Source organism: Geminocystis sp. NIES-3708 (assembly GCF_001548095.1).
Classification (GTDB): domain Bacteria; phylum Cyanobacteriota; class Cyanobacteriia; order Cyanobacteriales; family Cyanobacteriaceae; genus Geminocystis.
The window spans coordinates 101854-110910 of sequence record NZ_AP014815.1; the positions used below are offsets into that span (position 1 = coordinate 101854).

General features: G+C 31.5%; 8 protein-coding genes. 1 reads left to right on the forward strand and 7 read right to left on the reverse strand.

Annotation, left to right across the window (positions count from 1 at the left end):
• Window positions 1-13: 13 nt before the first annotated feature.
• From GM3708_RS00445 to GM3708_RS00465, 5 genes are all read right to left on the reverse strand, one after another.
• On the reverse strand, window positions 14-439 hold the full coding sequence (locus GM3708_RS00445; RefSeq protein WP_066342923.1) for a chemotaxis protein CheW: 426 nt from the start codon (window positions 437-439) through the stop codon (window positions 14-16).
• Between the two features lie 246 nt (window positions 440-685).
• Complete coding sequence (locus tag GM3708_RS00450; protein WP_066342926.1) at window positions 686-1048, reverse strand: PleD family two-component system response regulator; 363 nt, start codon at window positions 1046-1048, stop codon at window positions 686-688.
• Between the two features lie 15 nt (window positions 1049-1063).
• A complete protein-coding gene (locus GM3708_RS00455; RefSeq protein ID WP_066342930.1) occupies window positions 1064-2200 on the reverse strand; it encodes a response regulator in 1137 nt (378 codons plus the stop codon).
• Between the two features lie 658 nt (window positions 2201-2858).
• Window positions 2859-3146, reverse strand: coding sequence for an RNA-binding protein (locus tag GM3708_RS00460; protein WP_066342933.1), 288 nt, complete (start codon window positions 3144-3146; stop codon window positions 2859-2861).
• 165 nt (window positions 3147-3311) lie between these two features.
• Complete coding sequence (locus GM3708_RS00465; RefSeq protein WP_066342935.1) at window positions 3312-5084, reverse strand: succinate dehydrogenase/fumarate reductase flavoprotein subunit; 1773 nt, start codon at window positions 5082-5084, stop codon at window positions 3312-3314.
• A gap of 130 nt (window positions 5085-5214) precedes the next feature.
• On the opposite strand from GM3708_RS00465, the gene GM3708_RS00470 reads away from it, so the two are divergent.
• Complete coding sequence (locus GM3708_RS00470; protein ID WP_066342936.1) at window positions 5215-5709, forward strand: chemotaxis protein CheW; 495 nt, start codon at window positions 5215-5217, stop codon at window positions 5707-5709.
• A 3-nt stretch (window positions 5710-5712) separates the two neighbouring features.
• Here the strand turns inward: GM3708_RS00470 and GM3708_RS00475 are convergent, their stop codons facing one another.
• Both GM3708_RS00475 and GM3708_RS00480 read right to left on the reverse strand, forming a co-directional pair.
• On the reverse strand, window positions 5713-6855 hold the full coding sequence (locus GM3708_RS00475; RefSeq protein ID WP_066342938.1) for a hypothetical protein: 1143 nt from the start codon (window positions 6853-6855) through the stop codon (window positions 5713-5715).
• A 104-nt stretch (window positions 6856-6959) separates the two neighbouring features.
• Window positions 6960-8933 (reverse strand): Calx-beta domain-containing protein, encoded by a 1974-nt coding sequence (locus tag GM3708_RS00480; RefSeq protein WP_158505842.1) that lies wholly within the window; start codon window positions 8931-8933, stop codon window positions 6960-6962.
• Between the last annotated feature and the right edge of the window lie 124 nt (window positions 8934-9057).

Consider the following 9057-nt stretch of genomic DNA (forward strand, 5'->3'; position numbering starts at 1 on the left):
AATTTATAAATTTTTATTTTAAATAGTTTTCAATTTGGATTAAATCAATAATAGCTATAGAATTTTTAGTATTTACACAAAAATTATTATGACTATTAATAGCATTTTGTTGGGACACATCAAAAGAATTATCTAGAACTAAATCTTTAATTTCTCCTAATTTTTTGACAACTAATCCAATATAATTTTCTTCTAATTTAGTTACTAAAATCGTTGAAGAAGAATAGCTATTATTTAACAAACGAAAATTATATAATAGTCGTGATAAATCTAATAACCATAATAAATTACCTCTTTGACTGACAATCCCTAATAAAGACTCTTTTACCCCCGGAATTGGACAAATATCATTGTAACTAATACTCATTACCTCTTGAACTTTATCAAGAGGAATTGCTATTTTTTGATCATTATTTAATTCCACAATAAAATAATCCATGTCAATAATTGATAGTTATTTTTTGATTAATCATTACTTAAATAAATCTGAGTTTGATATAAAATTATCAATGAAAAGAGAAGATGGTAATAAAAGTTGATTAAAATATTAATTAGTTTTTTTAATATTTATTAAACTTAATACTTTATTTTACTTTGATTTCTATAATTACTTATTAATTAAGAATTCTTACATCAAACTGAAGTAAATAAATACTCTTTTCTTCTACAAATTATTCGCTATTCTTTAAAGATAATTTTTCACGGTATCAATTAACTCTGTTGGACTATAAGGTTTTGTCATATAAGCAGTTCCACCTTGTCTTAATGCCCAAAATTTATCGAAATCTTCATCTTTAGTAGTTAGAAAAATAATTGGCACAGTTTTATAATTCATTTCCTTGCGAATATAACGACAAACATCTAAACCACTCATGTCAGGCATGACAATATCCATTAAAATTAGATCAGGTTGTTCATGATTATTTAACCATTCCAATGCCGATTCTCCATTATCAACCAAATTTACCTCTACTCCGATAGTTTGTAATAACCCATTAACAAGACGTTGTTGAGATTTAGAATCATCGACTACTAATACTTTTTTCATCGTAAAAATTACCTCTTAATTATTTTTTTGTAAGTTATTATGAACAGATTGAACTAATTCTTGGGGGTTAAAAGGTTTACAAATATAACCCACTGCACCAATCATTTTCGCCTTAACTCGATCCATTACTCCATCTCTACCCGTTAACATTAGAATAGGAATATCTTTTAACAACACTGATTGACGCATCATATAAGCCAGTTTATAACCGTCAATTTCTGGCATATTAATATCCATTAAAATTAAGTCTGGTTTTTGCCTTACAAATGTACTCATTGCCTTGGCAGGTTCGGTAATACTAATGACTTCAAATCCTCCTGTTAGTAAAGTCATTTTGACTATACGTTGAATAGTTTGGCTATCGTCAATACAAGCGATTATAGGTTTATCAACATCAACAATATTTTCTTTTTGGTAAGGTTTAACAGTTAAAAAATTAAAACTAATTAGAGGTTGAAAAAATAGTCCTAATTCCAAGATAGATTTACTAGAATAACTACCAATTTCGTATAAATTACAATTATCATCAAGATAAGGTTTTAATGATTGAATTTGATCAACTTTATCTAAATCATCAGAAAAATAAGCCTTAATCGATTCCCAGTCTTTAATTTCTAACCTTGATAAAGGAGAATTTATTTCACTTCTCATTCGTACCCAAGAACGAATATTATTTTTAATGGGATTGACTAAAGATTTTAAACCAAGATTTAAGATTAAAGGATTTAAACCAACTATATTTTCAAAAGTGACTTTGGCACGAGATAAAGTTAAACAATGAATAATGGCTTCTTGAGTAGTATAAGAAAGAATTTCTCTAACTTTTTGAGAATCTAAACGATTATTTTGCCATTGATTGTAAATGAATTGATAATCATCTTCTAAATCTTGAGGAATATAAAAATCATGATGAGAAAAACACTGAGACAAAATATACATTAATCTTTCTCTTTTTCCCGATATACTGGTGGCAAAATGAATTTTTCCTATTCCTAAATAAATAATCCAACTTACTGATGAATCTTTAGAATCTTGAATGATTAATTTTCCCGATATTTTCTTTGCTAATAAATTTTGTAAAATCTTATAAGGAATGGCAACTATTTCTTTATCAGATTTAATTAGCTTATTTTTAACCATAGTAGTAGTCATAATTTACTTGTTAATTTTTTGAAAATTTATCAATATCACTACAACATTAATCTTGAGAAAAATTTACCACTAATATGATTTTATTGTAACTTTTAACCTTTTCTTAATCAATATCACAATTAAGATAAATAATCCTCATATTTAAACATAACAGAATATTCAATTTTAAAATCAATAACGTGTTGTAGAATACATAAATAAATTTTTAACTATCAAGTAACAATAACAAGAAAAAAATTATTTTATAAATCATTTTACTTAAGTAAAAATACATAAAATATCTAAAGATTGCTCAAAAAGTGCTTTTGTGAGAGCAGAATATAGAAGTTAGGGAAAATTATTATAGATAAAGATTTTCATCTTTAGTATTTTAATTAAATGCAAAAATAATTTGTTTACAAAATCGAATTAAAAATATGGAGTTATTGAATAAAAGTAAAAATAGCCAAAATCTAGCACTTTTTTAAAAAGATAGTATCTTTACACTGTTTATTTAAAAATACTTTTTTATAGATAGAAAAATAAAAAGACAAGTAGAAAAAAGATTTCTCTATCTTGTCTTAAGAAAATTTAAAGGTAAAATAACTAACGTTGATGATTATTTATACAGCTCAAAACATAACTATCTTAAGCTATAAAATAAATCATTTAAAAGTATTTAGTTACGAAAATTTCTTCTCGGATTATCTCCGCCATTACCTTCTTCACGGGGTTTAGCTTTATTGACTTTCATCTGTCTTCCCATCCATTGGGCACCGTCTAAAGTTTCAATAGCTTTATCTTCTTCACTATCATTAGACATTTCTACAAAACCAAAACCACGCATTCTTTTTGTTTCACGATCAACAGGTAGATATACACGCTTCACTTGACCGTAATCAGCAAAAACTGCTTGTAAATCTTCTTCTGTGACATCGTAAGATAAATTCCCTACATATATGGACATAAATTTGCTCCAAAATCTTAATTTACACTGAGATAATTGAGACGACGGACATGAATCTTTCCATACTGCACTAGGAATAACCTTTTTAGACTGGAATCAAACACTGTTACCGAACTAAACCTCAAATTAACACTATTTTAAATTTATCATATTAACTGAGAATGATTAATATTTTCGCTCTTTTGGTTCAAACATAGTGATCACAACAGGCATATAATTAACTTCAATGTTATCTGCACCATAGGAAGCAAGAGTATGTTGTAGAAAGTTATGATCATCTCTGGATGGATAATCTTCTCGTGAATGAGCACCTCTACTTTCTTGACGTTGTAAGGCAGAAGTTAAAATTATTTCTCCTACCATCATAATATTCTGTAATTCTAAGGCTTCGATTAATTCAGTATTCCAATCTTTATCTTTATCATCAAGGAAAATTTGACTATACTTAGCCTTTAGTTGTTGAATTTGTGCGATGCCTTCAATCATCACTTCCTCTGTACGAAATACTCCACAATGCTCTGTCATAGTATCTTGAAATTTTTGTCTTAAGCTATTAATTCTCAAATTCCCTTCTTGTGAAATTAAATTATTTATCCGTTTTTCTGCTTGTTGTAAGTATTTTTGTTCATCAACATTAGGCATTTTACGATCTACAACATAATTGGCGATCGCCCGTCCAACTCTTCTACCATAAACCACGCATTCTAAGAGAGAATTACTACCAAGACGATTTCCCCCATGCACAGAAACACAAGCACATTCACCCGCCGCAAAAAAACCGTCCGTTAATTGAGTGGCATTTTGACGCACTCTACCATCAGTATTAACAGGAATACCCCCCATACAATAATGAGCAGTAGGGCGTACAGGCATAGGTTGATAAACCGCATCAACTCCTACTAAACGATAGGCTTCTTCCCAACAAAAAGGCACACGACTCATAATTTTTTCCTTCCCCATGTGAGTCAAATCTAAATGTACATACGCACCACCAGCACTACCATCGGCATGAATGCCTCTTCCAGCTCGAATTTCTAACACAATGGCACGGGAAGTAATATCACGGGGTGCTAATTCCATTTGATTCGGGGCGTAACGTTGCATAAAACGCTCACCATCACTATTACGTAAATAAGCACCTTCTCCTCTAACAGCTTCGGAAATTAAGACACCCACAGGAAATAAGCCTGTCGGATGAAACTGTACAAATTCCATATCTTCTAAGGGTAAACCAGCCGCCGCACACATCCCTAAACCATCACCAGTAGAAGCATAATCGTTAGAAGTGGTATTGAAAACCCGACCATAACCCCCCGTAGCAAACATCACAGCCTTAGCTTTAACCACCTCTAAACGCCCGTCACTGATATTAAACATAACCACCCCTTTCGCTTCTTTTATCACATTTTCTCCTAAATTTAAGGGAGATTCAGGGAGATCATTTTCTTCAAGAATTAACTGCAAAACGTACCATTCTTCATAAATTTTCACTCGGTTTCGCCGTAAATTGTTGAATAACTCATGTAGCATAGCATGACCAGTTTTATCTGCCGCATAACAAGTACGTTTATGGGAATGCCCACCAAATGCCCGTTGAGCGATTCTACCATCTTCCAAACGAGAAAATAATACTCCTAAATGCTCTAATTCGATGATAACTTCGGGAGCTTCTTTGGTTAAATATTCTACCGCATCTTGATCAGCTAAATAGTCTGAACCCTTTACAGTATCAAAGGCGTGAGCTTTCCAATCATCTTCAGGATCAACATTCTGTAAACTAGCCGCAATACCACCTTGTGCCGCTACCGAATGTGAGCGAATGGGATGAGTTTTTGCCACTAATCCGACATCTAAAGTACTATTTTGTTTTTTTATTTCAAGGGCTGCACGGCATCCAGCTAAACCACCACCGATGATGATCACATCATGTTCTAACATTGGCAATCCTAGGTAAATATTAATCTAATTTTCTATCTCTATCCTGTTACAATTAGCAAAGAATAAGTACACTTTCCTCACAATTCTTAAAATAGAATTTTTATTTCGAGTCCATTATTTATTATTTATTATGAATACTGCTAATTTATCTCCTCAAGAATTAAAAAAAAATACTCAGAAAATTAAATTATTAGTTTTTCCTATTGCTAATCTTAACGTTGCTTTACACATTGATAATGTCCAAAAAATTGTTAATTACTCGACTATTTTTAGTAGTGGTTTAAATCATTTTGGTTTAGTCAATTTAGGAGACGAAGAAATAATTGTTATTGATTTACATAAAAAACTATTTAATAAATCTGAAATTTTGCAAGAAGAGGATAAAAAATATTTATTATTGGCTTTAAACAGTGCGGGTGAAACATTCGGAATCTTAATAAAAAATGCGCCAGAATTATATGATATTCCTTTGAACACAGTCCGCATTTTACCACCTTCTTATCGCCGTGCTGATACTTTAAAAATTGCTTCCCATGTCACAGTGATTGAGACAGAAAATACGGAAAATGAGGAACAAAAAACCATTTTCATTTTAGATCCTGATGAGTTAATTGCCCCTGTTTAAAAATTAAACTATTGCTTCAAATGCAACTCCTTCTAATTGGAATTGAGGAGAATTTGCAAGAATATTATTTTTTTCCTCTTCTCCTACAAATATATAAGTTCCCGGTTGTTGAGTATTTTGCAGACGATAAATATCAATACCTCGATTAGCATTACCATCTAAAGCATAAAAAGCAATTCCTTCTTCTTTGAAGTTAGGATAATTTTCACGGATGTTTTGACTTTCTGCTTCTCCGACATAAAGATAAGCACCTAACTCATTTTGAAAACGATTAAACTGAATTAAATTATCATTAGGCTCTATTGCTACTTTAAAAGCAACTCCTTCTTCTTTAAAATTAGGATAGTTTTGGTTAATAGTTTGTCTTTCTTTGTCACCAGCCCAAATATAAATACCATGAAAATCGCTATTTTGAAAACGATAGAAAGGACTATTTAATAAAGCATCAACATTATCTGAAGCATTGACAATCTTAAGAGTATAATTAGTTGTAACATCTGGTTGATTATCTATGGTAGGATCATAAACATTTAATGTTACTTCATATTCATCTTGAATTTCAGAGTTAGGATTTGCACCAATCAAGAATAAAGCATTATCCCGAACTTCAAAACGCTCTTTATCTTTCCCTGTTAAAGATATTTCATTTACACCTAAATCATCATCCTCGATAACAATCTCAGCTAACTGTATGCCATCCCTTACCAGTATATTATTATTAAGTTCAGTAATTGCATTAGCTAAAAAAACCGCAGTAGGAGAAGTGTTAAAAGCGATAATAGTGTCATTTAACAGTTGTTTGACGATCAATGAACCATTACTATAATCACCTTCGAGGATAATATTTGCATCCGTTTCGCCGTCATTATTGACATCAATTTGTAAAGTATTTTCGTTGAAGGTTAGCTGTTGAGACGTAAACTGGGTATTTTTGACTAAGATAACATCATCAGAATGAAACTGACTTAAAGAATCTCCGTTTAACTGGGTTAAATTACCTTGAATAATATTAGCACTATCCGAAGTTAGTTCATATACATCAGGAACACTGCTACCCTGAAAAGTATTATCGTCTTCATTATCTTTAAATAAAGTGCCAATATCAGCTCCCGCAGGTAACACCAGATTTTCTTCTGGAATTACCACATTTAAAGGAATTTCAAGACTAGCAGATTCCCCTGCTTCATCGGTGGCAGTAACTTTAATCGTTATATTATCAAGATTAATCGCTTTAGGAGTGCCACTAAAACTCAGAGTAAAAGGAAAGGATCAAATACCAACCAAGAAGGGAGATTTGTACCATCAGGTAAAGTGGTAGTATAGGTTAAATCATCTCCTTCACTAATATTTTCATCGATAAATGTACCATCTGGGATTTCTAAAACAAATAAGTCATTAACCTCTACTTCTTGAGCCGAAATAGAATTAAAAACTAAAGGTGAATTATTAGGATTAACAGTTACGGTAATTTCATCATCCAAAAGTAGAAGTATATTTTCTGGATTACCCAGTTGAATATCAAAGGTTTTTCCATCTTGCCATGTATCAAAATTAAGTAATTCCACGGGAATTTGTTTTTCTGTTTCACCGGGTAAAAAAGTGAGAATTCCACTAGAAGCAACATAATCTTTTCCTTCTATCGCCGTATTATCTGCGGTGTTATATTCTAAAGAAATTACTTGATCACTAGGTTGAGAGATACGAATACTAACTTCTACCTTGGAATTATCATTAAAAGTTGTGTTTGCTTCTCCATTTCCCAATAGCTCATCAGAAAAAGTTTGAAGGGAGAAAAAAGGAATTATTTTCTTAAATATGGTTATTGTTTGATCGGTAATAAAATTAATAGAATTAATAGTAGTGTTGCCAATATCTGTCACTATATCCGTTACCTTATTCCACGCATCTGTCGTAAAATTTTTAGTGGAATCCCAAGCGTCTGTTGTCCAATTACTAACTTTCTTCCAAGTGTCCCCAGTCCATAAAGATACACTTTTCCACCCATCAATACTCCAATCGCTAATAGCGTTAAAAGCAGAACTACCACCATTAATTAGGGCATTGAAAATGTTATCATTAATAAAAGACAGTGCCTTGATAACGGCATTAATTCCTATACCAGCACCAGTACGCAGAGATTCCGCACCAGCACGACTACCCAAACTCTTAGCAATAGTCGGACCTACTGCTGGAATATACGCCATAGCTATGCGCACGAGGATATGATCTATATTAGAATTATAATTAAAATTCGGAGAATTTAAGGAAGAAAAAGATTGTTGCCGTAAAACTCCATCAGAAGGTTTTTGTTTACTACCAATTGATGATGCTAAGAGAGGATTAGTATGAGGGCCTATAATAAAACCCGGTCTGACTGTATATTGAAATAGTTGAAAATCACCATTAATATAGTTTAATCCCGCTAAACTGACAACATCTGTAGCTGTGACGTAGTGAGTAACACCATTTTTGACATTCTCAGGTTTAAAGGAATTAGAGCCATAATTTTTTCCATCAATATTAACAGATGGAGAGATACCCGGAGCATTAAAAGTAACAACTTCAGCCAAAGGAAATCTGTTAATACTGGTAGAATAAGATGCAATCCACTGAGATAATGCACCTCCTAAACTATGACCTGTAATATAAGGGGTAGTGGTAATAACTTGACTTTTAGCGTTGAGCCAATCGGCAACAGAATCTTTATTAGAGTTAAATTGGTTAAATCCTACTCCTCTGGGATTAGTATCATCTAAGAAATCTAATGAGTTTGCTGATCCTTTTATGGCTAAAATAGATGGCTCATTTGGTGCAGTTAATCCGACGGCGAAAAATCCAGTATTTTTATCATCCCAAATTTTATCAACTTTATAGGGAATTTTGTTGACATTATAAACAGAATTTTGTAATTCTAATTCATTCTTTGATGTGTCTGACCAATTTCTATAAGCGTAATCTTTTGCTAAAACCTCTAAAAAAGCATGATTTAATCTCACTGATGACGCTCCTAATTGAACAATTACTAAAGGATTTTCCTGAATATCGTTAACATTTGTAAAAGATTCTGAAGCCATAGCATCAAATTCTGAAATAAAATCTTCAGTATCGGAAATATTTGCAATATCCCAAGATAAAGAATTAGCATCAGAAAATTGTTCAGAATTAAATGGTTGCTCTATGATATTTGTTGGTGAATCTAAATCAAAAACCTTTAAAACTGTCATCTCAACATTTTTGTGATCGTAAAGAAAAGTGCTGTTTATAATCTCCATCAAAATCAGCACTACAATTGATCATAAATTAAAAACGTAAGATTCCATATAAATTTATTAATAAAAATTCACTAAA

Excerpts from the sequence above, each read along its gene's own strand:
- GM3708_RS00465 (WP_066342935.1), bottom strand. The coding sequence starts at position 5,084 with ATGTTAGAACATGATGTGATCATCATCGGTGGTGGTTTAGCTGGATGC.
- GM3708_RS00445 (WP_066342923.1), bottom strand. The coding sequence starts at position 439 with ATGGATTATTTTATTGTGGAATTAAATAATGATCAAAAAATAGCAATT.
- GM3708_RS00470 (WP_066342936.1), top strand. The coding sequence starts at position 5,215 with ATGAATACTGCTAATTTATCTCCTCAAGAATTAAAAAAAAATACTCAG.
- GM3708_RS00480 (WP_158505842.1), bottom strand. The coding sequence starts at position 8,933 with ATGACAGTTTTAAAGGTTTTTGATTTAGATTCACCAACAAATATCATA.
- GM3708_RS00460 (WP_066342933.1), bottom strand. The coding sequence starts at position 3,146 with ATGTCCATATATGTAGGGAATTTATCTTACGATGTCACAGAAGAAGAT.
- GM3708_RS00450 (WP_066342926.1), bottom strand. The coding sequence starts at position 1,048 with ATGAAAAAAGTATTAGTAGTCGATGATTCTAAATCTCAACAACGTCTT.
- GM3708_RS00455 (WP_066342930.1), bottom strand. The coding sequence starts at position 2,200 with ATGACTACTACTATGGTTAAAAATAAGCTAATTAAATCTGATAAAGAA.